Annotated in this window: 20 protein-coding genes; 8 read left to right on the top strand and 12 right to left on the bottom strand. The window is 73.1% G+C overall.

Features of this window, described 5'->3' with window-relative positions; all coding sequences use genetic code 11:
* Positions 1–108 precede the first annotated feature (108 nt).
* Entirely contained in the window at positions 109–1,788 is a 1,680-nt protein-coding gene (gene pgi, locus ACZ5HG_RS06325; protein ID WP_464181136.1) for a glucose-6-phosphate isomerase, read from the top strand.
* 310 nt (positions 1,789–2,098) lie between these two features.
* Entirely contained in the window at positions 2,099–4,780 is a 2,682-nt protein-coding gene (locus tag ACZ5HG_RS06320) for a fibronectin type III domain-containing protein (RefSeq protein ID WP_464181134.1), read from the top strand.
* Positions 4,781–4,856: 76 nt separating this feature from the next.
* Here ACZ5HG_RS06320 and arfA read toward each other — a convergent pair whose 3' ends face one another.
* From arfA to ACZ5HG_RS06305, 3 genes are all read right to left on the bottom strand, one after another.
* Entirely contained in the window at positions 4,857–6,371 is a 1,515-nt protein-coding gene (gene arfA / locus ACZ5HG_RS06315) for an arabinosylfuranosidase ArfA (protein ID WP_464181132.1), read from the bottom strand.
* 132 nt (positions 6,372–6,503) lie between these two features.
* Positions 6,504–7,877 (bottom strand): S1C family serine protease, encoded by a 1,374-nt coding sequence (locus ACZ5HG_RS06310; protein WP_464181131.1) that lies wholly within the window; start codon positions 7,875–7,877, stop codon positions 6,504–6,506.
* Between the two features lie 153 nt (positions 7,878–8,030).
* Positions 8,031–9,278 carry an amidohydrolase gene (locus tag ACZ5HG_RS06305; protein ID WP_464181130.1) on the bottom strand — a complete coding sequence of 416 codons (1,248 nt, stop codon included), beginning with the start codon at positions 9,276–9,278 and terminating at the stop codon, positions 8,031–8,033.
* A gap of 83 nt (positions 9,279–9,361) precedes the next feature.
* On the opposite strand from ACZ5HG_RS06305, the gene ACZ5HG_RS06300 reads away from it, so the two are divergent.
* Both ACZ5HG_RS06300 and ACZ5HG_RS06295 read left to right on the top strand, forming a co-directional pair.
* Positions 9,362–10,357, top strand: coding sequence for a ketopantoate reductase family protein (locus ACZ5HG_RS06300; RefSeq protein WP_464181129.1), 996 nt, complete (start codon positions 9,362–9,364; stop codon positions 10,355–10,357).
* A 25-nt stretch (positions 10,358–10,382) separates the two neighbouring features.
* Entirely contained in the window at positions 10,383–10,805 is a 423-nt protein-coding gene (locus ACZ5HG_RS06295) for an RNA-binding S4 domain-containing protein (protein WP_464181128.1), read from the top strand.
* Positions 10,806–10,835: 30 nt separating this feature from the next.
* On the opposite strand, the gene ACZ5HG_RS06290 is transcribed toward ACZ5HG_RS06295, so the two are convergent.
* A complete protein-coding gene (locus ACZ5HG_RS06290; protein ID WP_464181127.1) occupies positions 10,836–11,057 on the bottom strand; it encodes a hypothetical protein in 222 nt (73 codons plus the stop codon).
* Between the two features lie 148 nt (positions 11,058–11,205).
* On the opposite strand from ACZ5HG_RS06290, the gene ACZ5HG_RS06285 reads away from it, so the two are divergent.
* Together ACZ5HG_RS06285 and ACZ5HG_RS06280 are read left to right on the top strand one after the other, a co-directional pair.
* The gene (locus ACZ5HG_RS06285) at positions 11,206–12,222 is read left to right on the top strand and encodes an NAD(P)-dependent oxidoreductase (RefSeq protein WP_464181125.1); all 1,017 of its coding nucleotides are present in this window, start codon (positions 11,206–11,208) and stop codon (positions 12,220–12,222) included.
* Positions 12,223–12,509: 287 nt separating this feature from the next.
* Positions 12,510–12,989 (top strand): hypothetical protein, encoded by a 480-nt coding sequence (locus ACZ5HG_RS06280; protein ID WP_464181124.1) that lies wholly within the window; start codon positions 12,510–12,512, stop codon positions 12,987–12,989.
* Positions 12,990–13,105: 116 nt separating this feature from the next.
* Here ACZ5HG_RS06280 and ACZ5HG_RS06275 read toward each other — a convergent pair whose 3' ends face one another.
* The 3 genes from ACZ5HG_RS06275 to ACZ5HG_RS06265 are packed head-to-tail and all read right to left on the bottom strand — an operon-like array spanning position 13,106 to position 15,755.
* On the bottom strand, positions 13,106–13,963 hold the full coding sequence (locus tag ACZ5HG_RS06275; RefSeq protein ID WP_464181122.1) for an ABC transporter permease: 858 nt from the start codon (positions 13,961–13,963) through the stop codon (positions 13,106–13,108).
* On the bottom strand, positions 13,960–14,820 hold the full coding sequence (locus tag ACZ5HG_RS06270; RefSeq protein ID WP_464181120.1) for an ABC transporter permease: 861 nt from the start codon (positions 14,818–14,820) through the stop codon (positions 13,960–13,962). The genes ACZ5HG_RS06275 and ACZ5HG_RS06270 overlap by 4 nt, the downstream gene beginning before the upstream one ends.
* Positions 14,817–15,755 (bottom strand): ABC transporter ATP-binding protein, encoded by a 939-nt coding sequence (locus ACZ5HG_RS06265; protein WP_464181119.1) that lies wholly within the window; start codon positions 15,753–15,755, stop codon positions 14,817–14,819. Before ACZ5HG_RS06265 ends, ACZ5HG_RS06270 begins: the two co-directional genes overlap by 4 nt.
* A 155-nt stretch (positions 15,756–15,910) precedes the next feature.
* Here ACZ5HG_RS06265 and ACZ5HG_RS06260 point away from each other — a divergent pair, with 155 nt between their 5' ends.
* Both ACZ5HG_RS06260 and mtnN read left to right on the top strand, forming a co-directional pair.
* Complete coding sequence (locus tag ACZ5HG_RS06260) at positions 15,911–16,363, top strand: S-ribosylhomocysteine lyase (RefSeq protein WP_464181117.1); 453 nt, start codon at positions 15,911–15,913, stop codon at positions 16,361–16,363.
* A complete protein-coding gene (mtnN, locus tag ACZ5HG_RS06255) occupies positions 16,360–17,109 on the top strand; it encodes a 5'-methylthioadenosine/S-adenosylhomocysteine nucleosidase (RefSeq protein WP_464181115.1) in 750 nt (249 codons plus the stop codon). The genes ACZ5HG_RS06260 and mtnN overlap by 4 nt, the downstream gene beginning before the upstream one ends.
* Before the next feature lie 129 nt (positions 17,110–17,238).
* Here the strand turns inward: mtnN and ACZ5HG_RS06250 are convergent, their stop codons facing one another.
* From ACZ5HG_RS06250 to ACZ5HG_RS06230, 5 genes are all read right to left on the bottom strand, one after another.
* On the bottom strand, positions 17,239–18,612 hold the full coding sequence (locus ACZ5HG_RS06250) for a PAS domain S-box protein (RefSeq protein ID WP_464181113.1): 1,374 nt from the start codon (positions 18,610–18,612) through the stop codon (positions 17,239–17,241).
* Positions 18,613–18,769: 157 nt separating this feature from the next.
* Positions 18,770–20,536 carry a glycoside hydrolase family 35 protein gene (locus ACZ5HG_RS06245; protein WP_464181112.1) on the bottom strand — a complete coding sequence of 589 codons (1,767 nt, stop codon included), beginning with the start codon at positions 20,534–20,536 and terminating at the stop codon, positions 18,770–18,772.
* Positions 20,537–20,677: 141 nt separating this feature from the next.
* A complete protein-coding gene (locus ACZ5HG_RS06240; protein ID WP_464181111.1) occupies positions 20,678–21,997 on the bottom strand; it encodes an ABC transporter substrate-binding protein in 1,320 nt (439 codons plus the stop codon).
* An 81-nt stretch (positions 21,998–22,078) separates the two neighbouring features.
* A complete protein-coding gene (locus ACZ5HG_RS06235) occupies positions 22,079–23,011 on the bottom strand; it encodes a carbohydrate ABC transporter permease (protein ID WP_464181109.1) in 933 nt (310 codons plus the stop codon).
* Positions 23,012–23,015: 4 nt separating this feature from the next.
* Entirely contained in the window at positions 23,016–23,837 is an 822-nt protein-coding gene (locus tag ACZ5HG_RS06230) for a carbohydrate ABC transporter permease (protein WP_464182114.1), read from the bottom strand.
* Between the last annotated feature and the right edge of the window lie 311 nt (positions 23,838–24,148).

The raw sequence follows: 24,148 nt of genomic DNA, 5'->3' as shown, positions 1-24,148 counted from the left end.
CGCGGGCCGCACGTCCCGGGCAGCAGGTGGGGCCACGCGACTACCGTGTCCCCTGACGCAGCACCCGCGCCTGAGCACGCAGCACAGAGCACTCGAGAAGGACGATCCGTGAGCACACCCATCGACGCCACCACGACCGGCGCCTGGTCCGCCCTGACCGCGCACCGCGACGCGCTGACCCCGGACCTGCGCGGCTGGTTCGCGACGGACCCGGAGCGCGCGACGCGCCTGACCCGCACGGTCGGCGACCTGCACGTCGACCTGTCCAAGAACCTGGTCACCGACGAGACGCTCGAGCTGCTGACCCGCCTGGCCGACGAGGTGGACCTCGCGGGTCGCCTGGCCGCCATGTTCGCCGGTGAGCACATCAACGTCACCGAGGACCGTGCGGTGCTGCACACGGCGCTTCGCCGCCCGGCCGGCGCCACCCCGGCGCTGGTCGTGGACGGTCAGGACGTGGACGGCGACGTGCAGGCCGTGCTGGCCAAGGTCGCCGCCTTCGCCGACAAGGTCCGCTCCGGCGAGTGGACCGGCGTCACCGGCGAGCGCGTCGCGACCGTGGTGAACATCGGCATCGGCGGCTCGGACCTCGGCCCGGTCATGGCGTACGAGGCGCTCAAGCCGTACGTGCAGGAGGGCCTGGAGATCCGGTTCGTGTCGAACATCGACCCGACCGACCTGGCGGAGAAGGTCAAGGGCCTCGACCCGGCGACCACCCTGTTCATCGTGGCGTCGAAGACCTTCGGCACCCTGGAGACGCTGACCAACGCGCGCCTGGCGCGCGACTGGCTGTGGCGCGAGCTCGCCGCCGCCGGGGCGATCGAGGACACCGAGGAGGCCCGCACGGGCGCGGTCGCGAAGCACTTCGTCGCGGTGTCGACGGCGCTGGACAAGGTCGCCGCGTTCGGCATCGACCCGCAGAACGCCTTCGGCTTCTGGGACTGGGTCGGCGGGCGCTACTCGGTGGACTCCGCGATCGGCACCTCGCTGGCCATCGCGATCGGCCCGGACGGCTTCCGTGACTTCCTGGCCGGCTTCCACGCCGTCGACGAGCACGTGCGCACCACGCCCTTCGCGCAGAACGTGCCGGTGCTGATGGGCCTGCTCAACGTCTGGTACGTGAACTTCCTGGACGCGCACACCCACGCCGTGCTGCCGTACGCGCAGTACCTGCACCGGTTCCCGGCCTACCTCCAGCAGCTGACGATGGAGTCCAACGGCAAGTCGGTGCGCTGGGACGGCACCCCCGTCACCACCGAGACCGGCGAGGTCTTCTGGGGCGAGCCCGGCACCAACGGCCAGCACGCGTTCTACCAGCTGATCCACCAGGGCACCCGGCTGATCCCGGCGGACTTCATCGCGGTCGCCAACCCGGCGCACCCGCTGAAGGACGGCGAGACCGACGTGCACGCGCTGTTCCTGGCGAACTACTTCGCGCAGACCAAGGCGCTGGCCTTCGGCAAGACCGCCGAGGAGGTGCGTGCCGAGGGCACCGCGGAGGAGATCGTCCCGGCCCGCGTGTTCAGCGGCAACCGCCCGACGACGTCGATCCTCGCCGCCTCGCTGACCCCGTCGGTGCTGGGCCAGCTGATCGCGCTGTACGAGCACATCACCTTCGTGCAGGGCGTGGTCTGGGGCATCGACTCCTTCGACCAGTGGGGCGTGGAGCTCGGCAAGAAGCTCGCGATGGAGATCGCCCCGGCGGTCGAGGGCGACGCCGCCGCGCTGGCTGCGCAGGACCCGTCCACGCAGGCGCTGATCACGACGTACCTGGGGCTGCGCGGCTGATCCCCCGCACCCGCCCGTCACGACCGCCGTCGCGCCCCCGCCCGGGGCCGGCGGCGGTCGTGCGTCCGGGGCCGACCGGGCGCGGACCGACCGCGAGCAGAGCGCCGGGCGGGTGCCGGACCGGGTGAAGTCCGGCGGGCAACCGCTGTCCCCCGGACGGGTGGTCCGATTCCTCGCGAAACCCGTTCCATGAGTGAGCCAGGTCACACTCAGCATCGATCAGGGACCTTGGTCCTCCTCCGATAGGGCGACGTCACCTCGCCTGACGTGACAGCCAGCCGCGGCCCCGCGGCCCATCGAGGAGATCCACATGATCGCTGCGACGCGCGCCTCCGGCGCCCGCGCTCGCCTGCTGGCCGTCACGGGGGTGTGCGCCGCCACCGTGCTCGCCGGACTGCCCACGCTGACGACGCTGACCGCCACGTCCGCGTTCGCCACGACCGACATCCCCTACGTCGAGCAGGGCGAGCCCACCCCGGTCGGCCAGTACCTGACCGTGAGCGACCCCGGCCCCTACGACGGCAAGTACGTCGACTTCCAGGTCCAGGGCGCCGACGCCTCGGACTCCCTCACGCTGCGCCAGGACGCGGTCGCCTCGACCGTCGCCGGCGAGGTCACCGTCGTCGGTGACGTCGTCTACCTCGGCAACGGCACGACCGCGGAGCAGGTCGGCACCGTCGACGAGGTCTCCGACGGCGCCGGTGGGCGCACCCTGCGGGTCAACTTCGGCTCGGCGTTCTCCAACGCCTCCTTCGAGACCGGCGACGCCGACGGCTGGACGGTCCTGAACCAGCGGATCGACCTCGGCGTGACCCCGATCAACGGCTTCGTCGCGCAGGACCGCTCCACCTACCCGGGGAACGTCCCGAACCTCGACAACAACGAGCCGGAGTACGCGGAGTACGACTCCGCGGTCGAGAGGGGCAACGTCAGCGACGGCCAGTACGCGCTGCGCCTGACCTCCAACATGGGCACGCTCGCCGGCTGCGACGTGGTGCACGGCCCCGCCGTCTACTCCTCGCCGTTCCGCGCCGTCGCCGGCGACTCGATCTACTTCGACTGGCGGGCCTACGCGGGCAGCGACAACTTCCACGTCTTCGGCTACATCGTCGACCAGTCCGGCAACCAGATCGACGTGCTGGACGCCACCGGCGGCCAGACCGAGTGGACCACCAAGGCCACCCAGATCCCCGCCGACGGCACCTACACCTTCGTGTTCGTCGCCGGCACGCACGACCTGTCCTGCGGCCAGGCCGCCGGCGCGTCGCTGCTGATCGACAACGTGCAGGTCTACGGGCACAAGGTCGACGGCGCGGTCGTGCAGCAGGTCGCCCAGCACCTGCTGTACTCCTCCAGCACCGACCGCCCGGCGTCCTCGCGCACCATCACGATGAACGCCGTCACCCAGTCCGGCGGCACCGTCCCGGGCAGCGCGGTCGTCACCATCGAGCCGGTGGACGACGCCCCGGCGATCTCCGGCACGACGGTCGAGACCCGGTTGTCCAACGTGGACGGCGCGCAGACCTACGCCACCACCACCGGCCAGATCGTCGCGGACGACCCGGACGGCGACGTGCTCACCTACGGCATCGACGGCGCGGTGGCGCAGGCCGCCACGATCGAGGGCGAGCCGTTCACCCACGCCCGCACCGGGGCCCTCGGCACGCTGTACGTGAACAGCACCACCGGTCGCTACGCCTTCGTGCCCTCGGCCGCCGCCGTGGACGCGCAGCTCGTCCCCACCACCGAGCAGTACGCCTTCACCGTGACCGCCGCCGGCGTCACCGTGTCCTCGCCGTACGTGGTCTCGGTCGACGTCCCGCCGACGGTGCCGGGGATCCCCGGCCCGGTCACCGCCACCGCGGGCGACCGCCAGGTCACGCTGTCCTGGTCCGGCCCGGCCTGGCTCGGCGGCTCCGCCACCTCCGGCTACCGCGTCGAGCGGTCCGACGACGGCGGCGTCTCCTGGACGGTCGTCACCGAGAGCACCGGCTCCGCCGCGACCTCGTACACCGTCACCGGCCTGACCGGCGGCGCCAGCACGGCGTTCCGCGTCGCGGCCGTCAACGCCACCGGCACCGGTGAGGCCGGCGCACTGGTGCAGGTCACCCCGTACGCCCCGGCGTCCTCCCCGGTGATCCAGTCGGTCACCAGCGGCGCGCACAAGCTGACCGTGGCCTTCACCGCCCCGGCCGACGTGCGCGGCAGCGCGGTCACCGCCTACGAGTACACGATCGACGGCGGCGCCACCTGGAAGCGGGCCACCGGCACCACCTCGCCGCTGGTCCTGCGCGGCCTGGACAACGACAAGACCTACTCCGTGCAGCTGCGTGCGATCAACGCGGCGGGCGGCGGCGACGCCTCCGCCGCGGTGGTCGGCACCACCACGCTCGCGCCGATCGAGGCGCCGGGCGTCACCGGCTCCGCCCGGCCGACCGTCCCCGCCGGCCAGTCCTGGCTGGTCGTGGACGACGTCCGCCAGCCGGTGCAGGTGTCCACCACCGACGGCGCGTGGAACGTGACCGGCGAGGGCTTCACCGCGCGCCTCCAGGCCACCGAGACCGACGGCACCCCGCTGGACGTCGACGAGGCCGGCCGCCTGATCGTGCACGAGAGCGGCAAGGTCCAGGTCTCCGGCACCGGGTTCCTGCCCGGCAGCACCGTGGACGTGTGGCTGTTCTCCACGCCGTACCTGCTCGGCCAGGCCACGGTCGGCGCCGACGGCACCTTCTCGCAGGCGTTCGCCCTGCCGGCGGACGTCCCGGTCGGGGCGCACACCGTGCAGATGAACGGTGTCGGCACCGACGGCTCGGTCCGCTCGCTGTCCACCGGCGTGGTCGTGCTGGCCGACGCCGCGGCGGCGCCGGCACCGCTGGCCGCCACCGGCTCGCAGGCCGACACCCTCGGCCTGATGGCGGCGATCATGGTCGGGCTCGGCGTGCTCGCGCTGCGGGTCCGCCACCTGGCCCGCCGCCGGGTCGCGCGCGTCTGACGCCTGGCGGCAGCGGAGCGGGGCGGGTGGTCGGTCGACCACCCGCCCCGCTCTCGTCGTGCGTCGGGCGTCCGCGTCAGGCCCGCGCGAAGGACACCGTCGAGAACGACACCGACGGCAGGTCGATCGTGAGCACCCCGCCGTCGACCGTCACGTCGTCGCGGTCGCGCGGGGCCACCCGATCCGGCTCGTCGGCGCTGTTCGCGGCGAAGAGGTCGTCGTCGTGCAGCGTGGTCGCGGCGGTCACCCGCACGTCGCCGAAGCGAGACAGGTCCACGCTCAGCGGCAGCGCCCGCTCGGGGTCGCGGTTGACCACCAGCAGCGCGCCGGTGCCGGTCTCCTCGTCCCAGGTCGCCACGGCGTCCACCGACGGCACGTCGCCGTGCTGGTCGGTGGCGAAGGTCGGCGAGGTCGGGGTCACCCGCAGCACCACCCCGCGAGCCAGGGCGGCGGCCTGCGCGAACGGGTGGAAGATCGTCTGCTTCCACACCCGGCCGCCGGGCTCGGTCATGATCGGCGCGATCACGTTGACCAGCTGCGCCTGCGAGGCCGAGGTGACCCGGTCCGAGTGCCGCAGCAGCGTGATCAGCATGTTGCCGACGACCACGGCGTCCGCCGCCGTGTAGTGGTCCTCGAGCAGCACCGGGGCCACCGGCCAGTCGTCGCCCTGCGGGGGCACCGAGGCGGCCCGCGACTGGTACCAGACGTTCCACTCGTCGAAGGACAGGTTCAGCCGCTTCTCCTGCTTGAGGGCGGCGCGCACCCCGTCGGCGGTGGCGACGACGTCCTCGATGAACGCGTCCATGTCGACGCAGGAGCCGAGGAACGAGCGGACGTCCTCGCCCTTGATCTCGTAGTAGCGGTGGATCGAGATGTAGTCCACCTGGTCGTAGGTCTCGGTGAGCACCTCGCGCTCCCAGGTGCCGAAGGTCGGCAGGTCCGGCGCGGAGGAGCCGCAGGCGACCAGCTCGAGCGTCGGGTCGACCTGGCGCATGGCGCGGGCGGTCTCGGCGGCGATCCGGCCGTACTCGTGGGCGGTCTTGTGCCCGGTCTGCCAGGGGCCGTCCATCTCGTTGCCGAGGCACCACATCCGTACCGCGTAGGGCTCCGGCGAGCCGTTGGCGGCGCGGGCCTTCGACCAGGCGGAGCCGGAGGTGCCGTTGCAGTAGTCGAGCAGGTCGACCGCCTCCAGCACGCCGCGGGTGCCGAGGTTCACGGCCATCATCGGCTCCACGCCGGCCTTGCGGGTCCAGCGCATGAACTCGTCGACGCCGACGGTGTTCGGCTCCAGGCTGTGCCACGCCAGGTCGAGGCGTGCCGGGCGGTCCTCCACCGGGCCGATGCCGTCCTCCCAGCGGTAGCCGGAGACGAAGTTGCCGCCCGGGTAGCGGACCGTGGTCACGCCGAGCTCACGCACCAGGTCGAGCACGTCCTGGCGGAAGCCGTCCGCGTCGGCGGTGGGGTGACCCGGCTCGTGGATGCCGGTGTAGACGCAGCGGCCGAGGTGCTCGACGAAGGAGCCGAACGTGCGGCGGTGCACGGGCGAGACGACCTGCTCGGGGTCGACGGTCAGGCGGGCGGCGGTGCTCACAGGACGGGATCCTCTCGATGGACGGTCCACCCATTCTGCATCGATGAGTACATCGATGTAAACCGAGACGACGAGAGGCGGGTCCCCGCACCGCCGGGAGGGGAGGCGGTGCGAGGACCCGCGTGGGAGGGATCAGTCGGCGGGGCCGGCGATCAGGGTGACGGTGGCGGTCTGCGCGGTGCCGGAGGCGGTGGTCCAGGTCAGCGTCACCTGGTCGCCGGGGGCGTGCGCCGCGAGCGCGGTGCGCAGGTCGTCGCCGGAGGTCACGGCCGTGCCGTCCACCGCGGTGATCGTGTCGCCGGCCACCAGACCGGCCTGCGCCGCGGGGGTTCCGTCGATCACGCCGCCCACGGTCGCGCCGGAGGTCGTGGTGCTCAGCCCGGACCCGGGCAGCCCGGTCGCGCCGCCGGTGGTCGCCCCCGGGAGCGTGGAGGTGGAGGTGGTCGCCAGCTCGACGCCGAGGAAGGCCGGGTAGCCGATCGTGATCGAGTCGGAGTCCTGGCCGGCGACGATCTGGGTCACCACGTCGAGCACGTCCTCGATCGGGATCGCGTAGCCGGTGATGTCCGCCGAGCCCGAGGACGCCGCGGTCGTGATGCCGACCACCTCGCCCTCGTCGTCCAGCAGCGGGCCGCCGGAGTCGCCGGACACCACGTCGGCGTCCACCTCGATCATCCCGGTCAGCGACTCACCGTCGGACACGCCCTCGGCCTGCGTGGTCACGGGCTGGTCCAGCGCGGTCACCGTGCCGTCCGCCGCGACCAGCACGCCGCCGCCCTCGGCGTTGCCCACCGCGGTCACGTCGTCCCCCACGGCCACCGCGTCGTCGGTGTCCAGCGTGGCGGTGGTGAGCCCGGAGGCGCCCTGGAGCTGGAGCACGGCGACGTCGGCGGTGCTGTCGGTGCCGACCACGGTCGCGGTGTAGGTCTCGCCGGTGGACGCGATGGTCACCTGGATCTCGGTGGACCCCTCGATCACGTGGTTGTTGGTCACGACCAGCCCGTCCGACGTGAGCACGATGCCGGTGCCCGCCGCCTCGGCGCCCGCGTAGCCGAGCACGGTGTCGATCAGCACCACGCCCTGCTGCTGCGCGTCGGTCGCGTCCGTGACGTCCAGCGTCGAGGTGCCGGTGCTGCCCTGGGTCGCGGTGCCGCCCTGCGTCGAGCCGCCCGAGGTGGACCCGCCGGTGGCCGAGCCGCCACGCGCCGAGGAGCCGCGGCCGAACATCCCGAAGGACGCGCCGGGGTCCGTCGCCGTGTACCCGGTGGTGGCGGTGGCGCCCGGCAGGCCGGTGGCGATCAGCGCGCCGCCGACCACCAGACCGGTGGCGACCACGCCGCTGGCGAGCAGCGCGAGGGCGGTGCGCCGACGACGACGCGGCGGCGCGGGCCACGGCTCCCCCGCCGACGGTGCGGTCAGCGGGTCGGCGGGGGTCGACGATCCGGCGGCGGAGTACGCGCCCTCGGGCTGCGCACCCGGCACGGGCTGCTGCTGGTTCTGGTCCACGAGGGCACCTCCTGCGACGGGACGCCGCGGTGGCGTCGCTGAGATCCAGTGGACCTCTCGTGGCAGGACGTGCGCTGGGCTCTTCCTGGGAGCCAGCCGTGGATCGTGCCGGGTGCGCCGCGTGATCCCGCGGGACGCACGCTCAGGTGGTGCTCAGCGGGCGAACCGCTCGGAACGCTCGACCACGTGACCGGTGCCGGTCTCCGCGTCCCAGGTGTAGACCGTGCGGCCCTCGATCAGCACGTGCTCGGCGCGGGCGTGCACGTCCAGCGGGTCGCCGGACCAGATCACCACGTCGCCGTCGCGCCCGGCCTCCAGCGCGCCCACCCGGCCGTCCAGCCCGAGGAACGACGCCGGGTTCACCGTCAGCGCCTCCAGCGCGGTCTGCACGGGCAGCCCGTCCTTCACGGCGAGCGTCGCCTGGTGCACCAGGAAGTTGATCGGCACGACCGGGTGGTCCGTGGTGATCGCCACCCGCACCCCCGCAGCGGCCAGCGCGGCCAGGTTCGCGATGGCCCGGTCCCGCAGCTCGACCTTGGAGCGCGAGGTGAACATCGGGCCGAAGATCACCGGGATGTCCCGCTCGGCGAGCACGTCGGCGATCTTGTGCCCCTCGGTGCCGTGGTTGACCACCAGGCGGTAGCCGAACTCGTCGGCCAGCCGGATCGCGGTGGCGATGTCGTCGTGCCGGTGGGTGTGCTGGTCCCAGACCAGCTCGCCCTCCAGCACCCGGGCCAGGGTGTCCAGCCCGAGGTCGACCTTGAACGGCTCGCCCGTGGCCTCGGCGGCGGCACGGGCGGCGCGGTAGTGCTGCGCGGCGGTGAAGGCCTCGCGGATGATCATGGCCGTGCCGAGGCGGGTCGACGGCGTCTGCTTCTTCTCCGCGTACACCCGCTTGGGGTTCTCGCCGAGGGCCGACTTCACGCTGACCGCGTCGCTGATCACCTGCTCGTCGATCGTGCGGCCGCCCCACGACTTGATCGCGACGCTCTGCCCGCCGATCGGGTTGCCCGACCCCGGCTTGACGACCACCGAGGTCACGCCGCCGGACAGCGCGTCACGGAAGCCCTCGTCGTCGATGTTCACCGCGTCGATCGCGCGCACCGCCGCCATGTTCGGGCCGGTCATCTCGTTGGTGTCGTTCCCGGCGACGCCCTCGCCCTCCTCGTGGATGCCCACGTGACCGTGCGCCTCGACGAAGCCCGGCAGCACCCAGCGACCGGTGGCGTCGACCACCCGCGCGTCCGCCGGCACGTCGACCTCGGCCGCGGTGCCGACCGCCACGATCCGCCCGTCCCGGATGAGGACGGTGCCGCCCTCGATCGGCGCGGCGGAGACGGGGACGACACGGCCGCCGGTGACGGCGACGACGGACGGGGAACCTGCGGTGGGAGTGGTCATGACCTCCACCGTACGTCCGCCACCGAGGTCGCTCGCACGGGCGCCCGCATCGCGGCACGCCCGAGGTGTGGCACCGTGGCCTGGTGCGATACGTGATCATCGGCGCCGGCGCGGTCGGCGGGACCATCGGCGGGCTGCTCGCGGAGGCGGGGCGCGACGTCGTCCTGGTCGCCCGGGGCGCCCACCTCGACGCGCTGCGGGCCGATGGCCTGCACCTGACCACCCCGGCCGGCGCGCGCACGATCCGCTGCGCCACCGCCGCCGGGCCCGAGGACGTCGACCTGCGCCCCGGCGACGTGCTGGTGCTCGCGGTCAAGGGCCAGGACACCGCCGCCACCGTCGCCGCGTGGGCCGGTCGCCCGGTCGCCGGCGGCCGGACCGCCGGGGAGGACCTGCTGCTGGTCTGCGCGCAGAACGGCGTCGACAACGAGCGCACCGCCCTGCGGCACGTCGCCCGGGTCGCCGGCATGTGCGTGTGGCTGCCCGCGACCTTCCTGGAGCCCGGGCACGTGTCGGCGGCCGGCAGCCCGGTCACCGGCGTGCTCACCCTCGGCAGCGTGCCGGTCGGCGCACCGGACCCGGATCTCGCCACGGTGTCCGCCGACCTGGAGGCCGCCGGCTTCTCCGCGCCGGTGGTCGAGGACGTGCTCGCGTGGAAGTACGGCAAGCTGCTGAGCAACCTCGGCAACGCGGTCGAGGCGCTGTGCGGCCCGATCCGCGACGACGCCACCCGCGCGCTGCTCGGCGCCGCCGTGACCGAGGCCCGCACCGTGCTCGCCGCCGCCGGCGTCACGCCGACCTCGGACGAGGAGCAGGCGCGCGCCCGCACGGGCTTCGCCCTGGTCGACCTGCCCGGCGCCCCGCGCGGCGGCGGGTCCTCCTGGCAGAGCCTCGCCCGGGGGGCCGGGTCGATCGAGGCCGCGTTCCTCAACGGCGAGATCACCCTGCTCGGCCGGCTGCACGGCGTGCCCGTGCCGGTGAACGCGACGCTGCTCCGCCTGGCCGAGCGGGCCGCCGCCGCGCACGCCGCCCCCGGCGGCCACGACGCCACCACCGTGCTCGCCACGGCGCTGGCCTGAGACCGCACGCCTAGGCTCGTCCACCATGAGCACCCCCGACGCCCCGGCAGCGGGACCGACGCCGCGCCCGCTGCCCGCCGGTCCGGCGGCGACCCGGGTCGACCGCTGGGTGTGGGCGGTGCGGCTGACCCGCACCCGGGCGCTGGCCGCGGCCGCCTGCCGGGCGGGGCACGTCCGGGTGAACGGCGAGCGCGCCAAGCCCGCGACCACGGTGAAGATCGGCGACGAGGTGCGGGTGCGCGGCGAGGGCCCCGAGCGGATCGTGCTGGTGACCCGGGTGATCGAGCGTCGCGTCGGCCCCGCCCCGGCCGCCGAGTGCTACGACGACCGCACTCCCCCGCCGCCGCCGCGCGAGCACGTCGCGCTGGCCGCCCAGCGCGACCGCGGGGCCGGGCGACCCACCAAGCGCGAGCGCCGCGAGATCGACCGGCTGCGCGGGCGGGACTGAGCCGCGAGCGATCGGGCGAGGGCGGCGCGCTCAGGCGAGCACGTCGACCGTGCCGCCGGTGCCGTCCGAGGCGGTGGACGACATCTGCGCCGCCGCGATGGCCATCTGGTCCTGCACGATCTTGGCCTGGTCGGCGGCGATCACGGTGTCCCCGGCCCCGGCGCGCTGGTGCTGCACCAGCGTGCGCTGGTCAGCCTGGAGCTGCTTCTGCAGGTCCGCGACGCTGCTGCTGGTGCTCGAGCCGATCTCCACGGCGGGTCTCCTCCCCGACGGCCGGGACGATCCCGGCGTCCCCCGACCGATCGACCCGCCGGGCTCCTGACCTGAGGGATCGCGGGCTGTGGGGACCCTGTGCATCCGTGCAACCTCGTGGTCACACGCCGGGGATACCGTCACCGCCGTGACCTCCGCGACCCCGACCGACCCCGCCACGCCGACCGCCGCGCACCCGCGCCGGATCGTCTGCCCCAGCGGCGAGGGCGGGCTCGCCCGGCGGATCGACGCGCTGCGCGACCGGCTCACCGCCCTCGGCGAGGTCACCGTGCACCTGGACGAGCCGGACGCCGCCGGGGTGGTCGACCGGGTGCGGGGTGCCGACGTCGTCCTGCTGTCCACCCATCTGCCCGACGCGGCGCTCGACGTGCTCGCCCCCGGGGCGCTGGTCGCCTTCACCGGCACCGGCGTCGCCTCCTACGTCGACCTGCCGCGCGCCGAACGGCTCGGCGTGACCGTCACCAACGTCACCGGCTACGGCGACCGCGCCGTCGCGGAGCACGCCCTCGCGCTGCTGCTCGCCGCCGCCCGGGGCATCCCCGCCGCCGACACCGCCGTGCGCGCCGGCGACTGGACGGGGTCACCGGGACGCGAGCTCGCGGGTGCGGTGGTCGGCGTCGTCGGGCTCGGCGGGATCGGACGCACCTTCGCCGGGATGGTGCACGCGCTGGGCATGCAGCCGCTGGTGTGGGACCGTCGCGCCGACGACGCCCTGCTCGCCTCCCTCGGGGCCCGCCGGGCACCCGACCTCGCCGCGCTGTTCGCCGGGTCGGACGTGGTGAGCCTGCACCTGCCGCTGACCCCGCAGACCCGGCACCTGATCGGCGCCGCCGAGCTCGACCTGCTCCACCCGGGCGCGATCCTGGTCAACACCGCCCGCGGCGAGCTGATCGCCCCCGGCGCGCTGGTGGCACGGCTGGCCCGCGGTGACGTGGTCGCGGCGCTGGACGTCTTCGACCCCGAGCCGCTGCCTGCCGACGACCCGCTGCTCGCCGCCCCCGGCACCGTGCTCACCCCGCACCTCGGGTTCCGCACCCCGCAGGCGCTGGACCGGATGGCGGCGGGCTGCGTCAGCGCCGTCGAGGCGTTCTGCGCAGGCGCACCGGTGCGTGTCGTGGTCGGGCCGGGCGCGCCGAGCATCTGAGTAGTTCTACGCAGTCGAGTACGCAGAAGCGCCTCCGGCCTACGCAGAAACGGCAGTTCTCCACGGAGATTTCCCTCTGGGTGGTGCCAGAGCCCGGAGCGGGCGCGCAGGGTTGCTGCGAGTCCGGCGACCAGACCCCGTGAGCGTCCTCACCCCACCCCGACGCTCACGGCCGTCGCACCCTCCGGCCCGCGTGCCCCCGCGGCGCCGGAGGGTGCGACCTTCTGAGCCGGGCTCGGCCCCGCAGGGCGGTCCTGCCGGGTCGGCACCGGCAGGAGGCGAGCGTGATGGGCACCGTCCGCGTGACCGCGCACCAGGCGGCCCAGATCTACCGCGAGCTGCGCGGCGTGGACGCCGTCCGTCGGCGTACCCGGCGGGCGGCGCCGCACGCGCGGGACGCCTCTCCGGCGGGCGACCGCACCCGGCACGCGCTGCGCACCGCCACCCGGGCGGTCGGGGTCACCGACGACCTGACCCGCGAGGTCGCGCTCCAGTCGGCGCTGCTGCTGATCCAGCCCTACCTGGGCGTCGGCGGCGCCATGTCCGTGGACCTCGCCCGGCTGGTCACCGAGGTGCTGGACGAGGACGCCCCCGTCCTCACCGAGGCCGCACCGTCGCCCGGCGGCGACCCCGCGCTGGAGGTCACCGCGGCGGCGACCCGCGTGGTGCTCCGTGCGAGCCTGCTCACCGCGATCGACGCCGCCGTCCCGGAGGCGCCGGACTGCGACGACGTGCCGCAGCCCCGGCTCCCCGGCGACGACGCCTGACGCCGGAGGGCCGTGCCGACGGTGCGTCGGCGCGCACGGCGACCGCCGGACGACACCCCGGCCACCTGCTCCGGACCCCGGCTCGACGCCCCGTACCGGGCCGACCTCCTCCGCGCTCAGGCCAGGAACAGCGCGCGCAGCCGGCGGGTGGTGGCGACCAGGCCGATCGCGATCATCGCGACGAAGTACCCCACGTGCACCAGCGTCGCCCCGTCCAGCGCCCCCGTGGTCAGCCCACGGATCAGCTCGACGGCGTGCCACAGCGGCATCGCCTGGATCACCCACTGCACCGGCTCCGGGTACACGCTCAGCGGGAAGAACGTCGCCGAGAGCAGGAACATCGGCAGCATGACGATGGTGATCCAGTCCATCTGCTGGAAGGTCGACATGTAGCTGGTGATCGCCATGCCGAGGCTGGCGAAGCCGAAGGCGATCAGCACCACCGCGCCGAGCGACAGCACCGCCGTCCAGGACAGGTTGAGCCCGAGCACCTGCATGACGGTGAGGAAGCCGGCGGCGTACACCACCCCGCGGAGCAGGGCGTAGGAGATCTCGCCCAGCGCGACGTCCAGCGGGCCCAGCGATGTCGACAGCATCGAGTCGTAGAGCTTGCCGAAGTGCATCTTGAAGAACACGTTCCACGTCGAGTCGTAGACCGCGCCGTTCATGGCGGACACCGCGAGCAGGGCCGGGGCGATGTAGGCGGCGTAGCTGATCGTGCCGGCAGAGGTGGTCACGTCGCCGACGTACGTGCCGAGGCCGACGCCCATGGCGAGCAGGTAGAACACCGGCTCGAAGAAGCCGGAGACCACGACCACCCAGTTGGTGCTCTTGGTGGCGAGCAGCCCGCGCCGGACCACTACGCGGGCGTTGCCGGAGTACACGGCGCGCACGGCGTCGATCTTGCGCAGCCCGCGCGGGGGGCGTGCGGTCGCGCCGACGGCGGTGACCACCAGATCCGTGCTGTCGCTCATCCGCGCAGCCTCCGTTCGAACAGGCGGCGGGCCAGCAGCCAGCCGCCGACGGCCAGGCCGAGCAGCACGACCAGGTGGACCGCGATCATCAGCGGGGAGACCGGCGCGCCGAAGGCGACGACCCGGCCGAGCTCGGTGGCGTGCCACACCGGCGAGACCCAGCCGATCCAGTGCAGCCAGACCGGCAGGGTGTCCAGCGGGTAGAACGTGCCGGAGAACAGGAACATCGGCGTGAAGACGAACCGCTGCACCACGGAGAACTGCCCGGTGTCCTCGGTGAGCGACGCCGAGTACGCCAGCAGCGGCAGGCCGAACGCGAGACCGCCGAGCAGGCCGACCACCGGCAGCAGCAGCACCGCCGTCAGACCGTGCACGGCGCCGAAGGCGAGGGCGATCAGCGCGTAGGCGACAGCGGTGAACAGCATCCGCACGGCCACCGCGATCACCAGACCCCCGGCGACCTGCGACGGGCTGATCGGGGTGGCGTTCATGGCGAGGAAGGTCCGCCGCCACTTGAAGCCCTCCATCACCGAGTAGGTGAACTCCTCGGTGGCCACCGAGACGGCGGCGGTGACCAGCAGCGCGGGCGCGACGAACACCAGGTACTCGACCGGGCGGCCGTCACCGCCCGTGCCGAGCTCGCCGACGAAGGTCTGCAACCCGCTGCCGAGGCCGACCAGGTAGAGCAGCGGGGCGCCGACGCCCATGATCACGATCGTCCAGCCGTAGGCGCGCATGGAGCGCAGCCGGTACTCGGCGACGTAGAGGGCGCCGAACCGACGGGGCCCACGGGCGGCGGCGGTGGCGCGGGCGACCGGGTCGACGGCGGCGGTGGGGACCACGGGGGCGGTGCTCACTCGATCAGGCTCCGTCCGGTCAGGCGGAGGAAGACGTCCTCCAGGCTGGACCGGCGCACCAGGCTGGTGGTCGGGCGCAGGCCGATCCGCACCGCGTGGTCCAGCACCGCCTCGCCGTCGGCCGAGTAGACCAGCACCCGGTCCGGCAGCACCTCGATCCGCTCGCCGACACCCTCCAGCGAGCGGGCGGCCTCGGCGTTGCGGTCGGAGCCGAAGCGCAGCTCGGTCACCTCGCGCGAGGAGTGCTGCCGGATCAGCTCGGCGGGGCTGCCCTCGGCCATGATCCGGCCGTGGTCGACCACGACCAGCCGGTCGCAGAGCTGCTCGGCCTCGTCCATGTAGTGCGTGGTGAGCACGAGGGTGGTGCCCTGCTCCTTGAGCCGGAACAGCCGGTCCCACAGCACGTGGCGCGCCTGCGGGTCGAGGCCGGTGGTCGGCTCGTCGAGCATGAGCACGGTCGGCTCGTTGACCAGGGCGCGGGCGATGGTGAGCCGGCGCTTCATGCCGCCGGACAGGTCGTCGACCTTCGCGCGGGCCTTGTCCTCCAGCTGCGCGAACTCGAGCAGCGTGCCGGCACGCTCCTCGCAGACGGCGCGCGGCAGGCCGAAGTACCGGCCGTAGACCACGATGTTGTCGCGGGCGCGCAGCTCGGTGTCGAGGTTGTCCTCCTGCGGGACCACGCCGAGCTGCGAGCGGATCTCCGGCCCGTGGGTCTCCGGGTCCATGCCGAGCACCCGCAGGTCGCCGCCGGTCCGCGAGGACACCGCGCCGATCATCCGCATGGTGGTGGACTTGCCGGCACCGTTCGGGCCGAGCAGCCCGAAGGCCTCCCCCGGCGGGACCTCGAGGTCGATGCCGTCGACGGCGGCGAGGTCGCCGAAGCGCTTGACGAGGCCGCGGGCGGCGATCACGGGTGTCGTGGCTGGTGGGTGCACGGCGACGACCCTAGCGACGAGGTCCGACAGGAGAGCACGGAATACCCCGGACGGGCGCGTCGCTGCACAATGGTCCCTGCGCGGGGCTGCTCGACCCGGCCCCGGCGCGACCAGCCCGACCACCGAGATCCGAGGTCCTCGTGAACCAGCCCCGCATGAACGTCGAGTCCTTCAACCTCGACCACCGGACCGTCGCCGCGCCGTACGTGCGGCTGGCCGACACCAAGGTGCTGCCGGCGGGTGACGTGATCAGCAAGTTCGACATCCGGTTCACCCAGCCGAACAAGGCCCACCTGGAGATGCCGACGGTGCACTCCCTGGAGCACCTGTTCGCCGAGCACTCCCGCAACCACAGCGACCGGGTGATCGACTTCTCCCCGATGGGCTGCCAGACCGGGTTCTACCTGATCCTCGAGGGGCGCTGGGAGTCCGAGCAGGTGCAGGAGCTGGTCGCGGCGACGCTGACCGACATCACCACCGCGACCGAGGTGCCCGCCGCCAACGAGGTGCAGTGCGGCTGGGGCGCCAACCACACGCTCGAGGGCGCCCAGGGTGCGGCGCGGGAGTTCCTCGCGCACCGCGCCGAGTGGAGCCAGGTGACCGCGTGAGCATCCTGCCCGAGAGCACCGGCGTGCCCGCGCTGGCCGAGGTCGAGGTCGTCGTCCAGGTCGCCATGCCGGACGAGGCCGCGCCGTTCCTGGCCCGCGCGCAGGAGGTCGGCACCCCCACCACCGTCGGTGGCGCCGAGCACCACCTGCTGCGGCTCGGCGGACGTGCGGTGCTGCTGGTGCGCGGCGGGATCGGCCTCGCCAACGCCGCCTCCGCCGCCTCCGCGGCGCTGGTGCTGCTGACCGCGGCCCGCGGCGGCGCCGTGCCGTCCGCGCTGGTCAGCGCCGGGACCGCCGGCGGGGTGCAGGCCGGGGTGCACGTCGGCGACGTGGTCGTCGGCACCGAGCACCTGTACACGGGGGCGGACGCACGGGCGTTCGGCTACGCGCTCGGCCAGGTGCCGGGCATGCCGGCGACCTACCGCGGCGCGCCGGACCTGCGCGCGGCGGCGCTCGCCTCCGGCACCGAGCGGACGGTCCGCGCGGGGCTGATGATCTCCGGCGACCAGTTCGTCGACGCGGCCCTGGTCGGTCCGGTGCGCGAGCAGTTCGCGGGCGCGCTGGCCACCGACATGGAGACCACCGCCATCGCCCAGGTCGCGCACGTGTACGGGGTGCCGTTCCTCGCGGTGCGCGGGATCTCCGACCTGTGCGGACCCGCCGGCGCGGACGACTTCCTCACCCACGTCGACGACGCCGCCGACCGCTCCGCCGACGTGGTCGAGGCCCTGCTCCCCCGGCTCTGACCCCGCGCCCTCGCCCGCCCTCGCTCGCTCGGGCCGTCCGCCGTCGCCGAGTTGTCAACACTTGTCGCATCCCGACGCCGGGAAGCGACAAGAGATGACAACTCGGCGCATGAGGGACGCGCGCAGGGGTCAGGGGTGCGGGGCGGGGTCGGGCGGGGCGACGCCGGAGGAGCCGGCGCCGCCGCGCAGCTTGGCGCGGTACATCGCCTGGTCGGCGTCGTGCAGCAGCAGCTCGGTGGTGTGCCAGCGCTCGGCGGACGCCCAGCCGACGCTCGCGGTGATCGGCACCGGCTCGCCGGCGACCGCGACCCGCACGTCCTGCACGGCGGTGCACACCCGCTCCGCGACCTCCGCGACGTCCACGTCGCCCAGCACCAGCACCGCGAACTCGTCCCCGCCGATCCGCGCCGCGGTCGACCCGGGCGGGGCGCTGGACATCAGCCGCCCGGCGACGGCCCCGAGCACCCGGTCGCCGGTGGCGTGCCCGTAGCCGTCGTTCACGGACTTGAAGTCGTCCAGGTCGACGAACAGCACCGCCACCCGCGGCGCGACCCCGCCGCCCGCCTCGGCCACCGCGCGTGCGTCGAGCGCCGCGTCGATCAGCCGGTGCAGGTGCGCGCGGTTGACCAGCCCGGTCAGGGTGTCGTGGTCGGCCAGGTGCGCGAGGCGCTCCTCCAGCAGCTTCTCCTGCGTGACGTCCACCAGCACCCCGTGGAACGCGAGCGTGCCGTCGGCGTCGGCCAGCAGCATGGCGTCGTCCCGCACCCAGACGGTCCGGCCGTCGGCGTGCCGTATCCGGTAGGTGAAGGAGGGCAGCAGGTCGTCGGAGACGCCGCGCGCGCTCACGGCGTCCTCGTGCCGGATCACCGCCTCGCGGTCCTCGGGATGGATGTGGCACGCCCACAGCGTCGGGTCGTCGATCAGGTCCTGCGGGGCGATCCCGAGCATGTGCTCGATCCGGGGGCTGACGTACCGCCAGCGCCCGGCGGCGCCCGGCTCGGCGATGTAGACCACCGCGGGCACGTGCTCGACCAGCAGCCGGTAGTGCAGCTCGGCGGCGCGCAGCTCGTCGGCCAGCCGCTTGCGCTCGGTGATGTCCTGCGTCATGCCGATCGAGTACTCCGGCCGGCCCTGCGCGTCGCGCACCAGCGACACCGTGAGGTCGGCCCAGAGCGTGCCGCCGTCCTTGCGGACGAACCGCTTCTCCATCGCGAACCGGTCGAGGTCCCCGGCGACCATCCGGTCGAACAGCGCCTCGTTGGCCGCGACGTCGTCCGGGTGGGTGTAGTCGGAGAAGGTGCGTGCGGCGAACTCCTCGCGGGTGTAGCCGAGCAGCCGGCGCAGCGTCTCGTTGGTGAGCGGCGTGCGGCCGTCCAGGTCCACCACACCGATGCCGACCGGCGCGGCCTCGATCACGGTGTCGAGCAGGACGAGCCGTTCCGCCTGGGCAGCGAGCAGCGCGCGCAGGTCGTCCTGCGACGACTCCCGTCCCGTGCCGTCCACTGCCGTCCCATCCCCTGCGCCGGAGGCACGCGGGGTCGCCCAGGGGCGCTCGTCCGGCCGCGTGCCGTCGTCCGACCCGGTCCGTCGGCCCGGGTCGGGCGGCTGACACTCTGATCGACCGGTCTAGGGACCTTCTGAGCGCTCGCCGGGAACGGTCTCAGACCTCGCTCGACCCCAGGTCGGGCTCGGCGACGAACGACACCCGCGGGGCGGCGGCGCCGTGCAGCTCCAGCACCACGATCTCGTTGCCCTCGGCGCGCAGCACCGGGCCGGGCACGTACATCGTGCCGGTGGGCGCGGCGCTCCAGTAGCGGCCGAGCAGGTAGCCGTTCACCCAGACCACGCCCTTGCTCCAGCCGTCGGTGCGCAGGAAGTGGTCGGCGCCCGCGACGGTGTCGAAGGTGCCACGGACGAGCACCGGGCCCGCGACCGGGGCGTCGGCGGCGATCGTCGGCGCGGCGGCCAGCGCGTCGGCGGCGGCCCCGTCCCAGGTGTCCAGGTCCAGAGAGACCGTCTGCCAGGCGGTGAGGTCGCGCACGGCGGTGCGGGCGCCGCCGATCAGCCCCTTGGGCTCACCGATCCGCGGGCCGTAGTTGACCCGGCCCTGGTCCTCGACCAGCACGGTGAGCTCGCCGGCGCGGGCCGGCAGCGGGATGGTGGCGGTGTGCTCGGTGCGGCTCAGCACGCCGACCGGCTCGCCGTCCAGCAGCACGACGGCGCGGTCGCGCACCTCACCGAAGGTCAGCGCGCGGTCCTCGGCGGTGATCGCGGTGCGGTAGGCGGTGAAGCCGTGCCACTGGCCCAGCTCGTCCATCGTCGGCAGGTGGTCCCAGGTGCGCGCGGCGCCGAGCAGCGGCAGCGCCTCCACCAGCGGCAGCGCGCGGTCCAGGGTCGCGTCCAGCACGGGGGCGGGCGGCGCGTCGGCGGGCACCTCCTCCGGCACCGGGGCGTAGCGGGCGATCACCTCGCGCATGGCGTGGTACTTCGCGGTCGGCGCGCCGTGCTCGGACAGCGGGGCGTCGTAGTCGTAGGAGGTGGTGATCGGCAGGTAGGTGCCCTTGTCGTTGGCGCCGTTGGTGAAGCCGACGTTGGTGCCGCCGTGGAACATGTAGAGGTTCACCGAGGCGCCCTGGGCCAGCAGGTCGTCCAGGTCCTGCGCGTTGGCCTCCGGCGGGGCGACGTGGTGGTGCAGGCCCCAGGAGTCGAACCAGCCGTTCCAGAACTCCATGCACATCAGCGGGCCGGTGGGCTGGTGGCGGCGCAGCAGGGCCAGGCGCTCGGTGGCGCGGGAGCCGAAGGTGATGGTGCGGTGCAGCTCGGGCACGGAGCCGCGGGTCTGCATCTCGTCGTCGGCCTGGTCGCAGCTCAGCAGCGGCACGTCGATGCCGCCGGCGCGGGTCAGGTCGATCAGGGCGCGCAGGTACTCGTGGTCGTCGCCGTAGGCGCCGTACTCGTTCTCGACCTGCACGGCGATCACCGGGCCGCCGCGGGTGATCTGCCGCGCGGCGACGATCGGCAGCAGGGCGTCGTAGTACGCGCCGATCGCGGCGAGGTAGCGGGGCTCGTGCCGCCGCACGCCGACCTCGGGGTCCGCGAACAGCCAGCCGGGCAGGCCGCCGCCGTCCCACTCGGCGCAGATGAAGGGGCCGGGGCGCACGATCGCGTGCATGCCCTCGGCGGCGACCAGGTCGAGGAACCGGCCCAGGTCGCGCTGCCCGTCGGTGTCGAACCGGCCGGGCTCCGGGGAGTGGAAGTTCCACGCCACGTAGGTCTCGATGGTGTTGAGCCCCATCAGCCGGGCCTTGCGGATCCGGTCCGCCCACTGCTCGGGGTGCACGCGGAAGTAGTGCAGGGCGCCGGAGATCACCTGGTGCGGACGTCCGTCCAGCAGGAAGTCGCGGTCACCGATCTCGAACGTCGGCATGGCGGGTGCTCGCTCCTCGTGCCCCGCGGGCGGGGCGGATCAGGGGTGGATCGGGTGGTGCTCGGCCCGGTCAGGACCGGGTCCGTGGCGGGCCGGCGGCGGAGGATCGCTCCCCCGCCGCCGGGACCACCGGTCAGCGCGTCACTTGGTGGTGAAGCCCTGCTCGTTGCCGTAGGCGATCGAGGCGTCCTGCCAGTCGGTCAGGCCCTCGCTCAGGGTCGTGCCGGAGACGTACGCCTGGCCGACCGTGTCGTTGAAGATGCTGTTCGCGTAGACCTGGAACGGCAGGTACTGCCAGCCGGTCACCACGTCGGCCGCGGCCTGCGAGAGCACCTCGTTGATCTTCTGGCCGCCGAAGTAGTCCGAGGTCTTGTTCTTGAACTCGTCGGACTCCAGGTCGGCCGTCGTGGCGGGGAAGCCACCGGCGTCGATGCGGATCTTGGTGCCCGCGCCGTTCGACAGGTAGGTCAGGAAGTCGTAGGCGAGCTCCTTGTTGGGGCTGGCCTCGGTGATCGACATGGCCGAGCCGCCGTTCTCGGAGGTGTCGGACGCGCCGGCCTCCCACTGCGGCATCTGCGCGACGCGCCACTGACCGGCCGAGGCGGCCACGGAGGCCTCCAGGTTGCCCGGCATCCAGGCGCCGATGGTCAGCGTGGCGATCGTGCCGTTGCCGAGGCCCTGGTACCACTCGTCGCTCCAGGACGACGTCGGGGCGAGCAGGTCCTCGTCCAGCAGCTGCTGCCACAGGTCGGCGAACTTCTGCGAGCCCGCGTCGGAGAAGTCGATCTGCACGTCGGTGCCGTCGACGGTGTACGGCTGGCCGCCGGCCTGCCAGATCATCGAGGTGGTGAAGCCCGCGTCACCGGTGTCGTTGGTGATGTAGACGTTCGGGTCCGCGGCGTGCAGGGCGCGCGCGGCGGTCAGGTACTCGTCCCAGGTGGTCGGCACGGTCACGCCGTACTTCTCGAACACCGAGGTGTTGTAGAACAGCGCCATCGGGCCGGAGTCCATCGGCAGGCCGTAGATGCCGTCGCCCTGGTGCACCGCGGACCACGGTCCGGGGCTGTAGGTGCCGTCCAGGTCGCTCGCGCCCAGGTCGGAGATGTCGGCCAGCGCCTCGCCGATGGCGAACTGCGGCACCGCGTAGTACTCGATCTGCGCCAGGTCCGGGATGCCGGAGCCCGCGGCCACCGCGTTCTGCAGGGCGGTGTACTGGTCGTTGTTGGTGCCGGCGTTCACCACGTCGATGGTGACGTCCGGGTGCTCGTCCATGTACGCCTCGGCGATGGGCTCCACGGTGTTGTCCCAGGCCCAGACGGTCAGCGAGCCGCCGTCGGAGGAGCCGGACGCGTCGTCGGAGCCGGAGCCGGAGTCGCTCGAGGAGCAGGCGGTCAGGCCGAGGGCCAGCACACCGGCGAGCGCGACGCCGCGCCACAGCGTGCGGCGGGTGGGGGTGGTCATGAGGGGTCCTCTCACTTCGTCGTCAGAAAACAGGCACATCGGGACGGCGCCGGCGGGTGCCGACGTCGGTGGATCGGTCGATCACTCCTTGACGGAGCCGGCCGCCAGACCGGACTGCCAGTACCGCTGGAGCAGCAGGAACGCGATGATCAGCGGGATGATCGTCAGCAGCGCGCCGGTGATCACCAGGTTGAAGATCGCCTCGCCGCCGGCGGTGGCGGCCTGCGCGTTCCACGCGTTGAGGCCGAGCGGCAACGGGTACCAGTCGGGGTTCTTCAGCATGATCAGCGGCAGGAAGTAGTTGTTCCAGGTCGCGACCATCGTGAACAGCAGCACCGTGACGATGCCGGGGGCCAGCAGCGGCAGGCAGATCTGCCCGAAGGTGCGCGCCTCGCTCGCCCCGTCCATCCGCGCCGCCTCGAGCAGCTCGGTCGGGATCGCCTCGGCGGCGAACGTCCACATCAGGTAGAGGCCGAAGGGCGAGATCAGCGACGGGATGATCACCGACCACGGGGTGTTGGTCAGACCCATCTTGCTGAACATGAGGAACGTCGGGACCGCGAGGGCCGTGCCGGGCACCGCCACCGCGCCGATGACGATCGCGAAGACGCCCTTCTTGCCGGGGAAGCTGAACTTCGCCAGGCCGTAGCCGCCGAGCACCGCGAGCAGGGTGGCCCCGCCGGCGCCGACCACCACGTACAGCAGCGTGTTGCCGAGCCACCGCACGAAGATGCCGTCGTCGTAGGCGAGCGTGTCGCCGATGTTCCGGAACAGCGCGAAGTCGCCGCTGAACCACAGCCCGAAGCTGTCGAACAGGTCGGACTGCGTCTTGCTCGCGTTGATGAACAGCCACAGCAGCGGGACCAGGCTGTAGACCAGCACGATGCCGGTCAGCACGGTCATCAGGACGCTGCGGCGCGGCTTGTCCGGGTTGTGCCGGCGCGTGGTGCGCAGGCGCGGGCCGCGCACCGGGCGAGCGACCGCGGGGGCCGTGGTGGGGGTCGTCGTCGTCATCGCGTCAGGCCTCCTTGCGCATGCCGCGCAGCTGGACGACGTAGGCGATGGCCATGGTGATCAGGCCCATGATGATCGCGACGGTCGCCGAGTAGTTGTACTGCTGGCCGGAGAACGACAGCGAGTAGGCGTACAGGTTGGGCGTGAAGTAGGTGGTGATCGCGTTCGGCGCGAGGCTCTGCAGGATGCTCGGCTCGTTGAACAGCTGGAAGGAGCCGATGATCGAGAAGATCGTCGCGATCACGAGCGCGCCGCGGATCGCCGGCAGCTTGATCGCCCGGATGATCCGCCACTGGCCGGCGCCGTCGATCTCCGCCGCCTCGTACAGCGAGGTCGGGATCGTGCGGAGCGCCGAGTAGAAGATCAGCATGTTGTAGCCGACGAACTCCCAGGTCACGATGTTGCCGATCGAGGCGAGCACCAGATCCGGCGAGAGCGGGTTCGGCAGCGTGATCCCGAGCGCGTCGTTGATGTTGCCGACCAGGCCGAAGCGCGTGCCGTACATGAAGCCCCACATCAGCGAGGCGACCACGGCGGGCACCGCGTAGGGCAGGAAGATCGAGATCCGGAAGAAGCTCTTGCCGTACAGCCGGCCGCTGTCCAGGGCCAGGGCCACCAGCAGCGCGATCCCGAGCATGATCGGCACCTGCACGGCGAGGAACAGCGACACCCGGCCGGTCGCCGACCAGAACTGCGGGTCGGTGAACGCGCGCTGGTAGTTGTCGAAGCCGACGAAGGACGTGCCGCCGACGAGCTGCTTGCGGAACAGGCTGAGGTAGATCGAGTAGGCGATCGGCGCCAGGAACACGAGCGTGAAGATGCCCATGAACGGGCCGACGAAGCCCCAGCCGGTCCAGCGGCCACGGTTGGTCGACCGGCGTCGGCGCGTGGGTTGCGGGGCGGGGGCCGCCACCGCGGGGGTACTCAGCGTCACTGCGAGCCACTCCTTCGGGGTTCCGGTGCGGCCGGGATGTTGACGTCAACATCGGTCGCGAGGAGTCACGCTGCCATGGCGGCCGATCGACTGTCAACCGAGTGGTCGGTAGTGGCAGGTCACGAAATGATGACGTCACCATCCGCATGATCACCGGGAACGGCGACTGATGATCCGATCGGGCGACGGGGACGCCGTTCGAG

The organism is Cellulomonas sp. GTC20042 (assembly GCF_055389595.1).
Note: the sequence above shows the minus strand (reverse complement) of the source record. Positions and strands in the feature narration are given on the sequence as shown.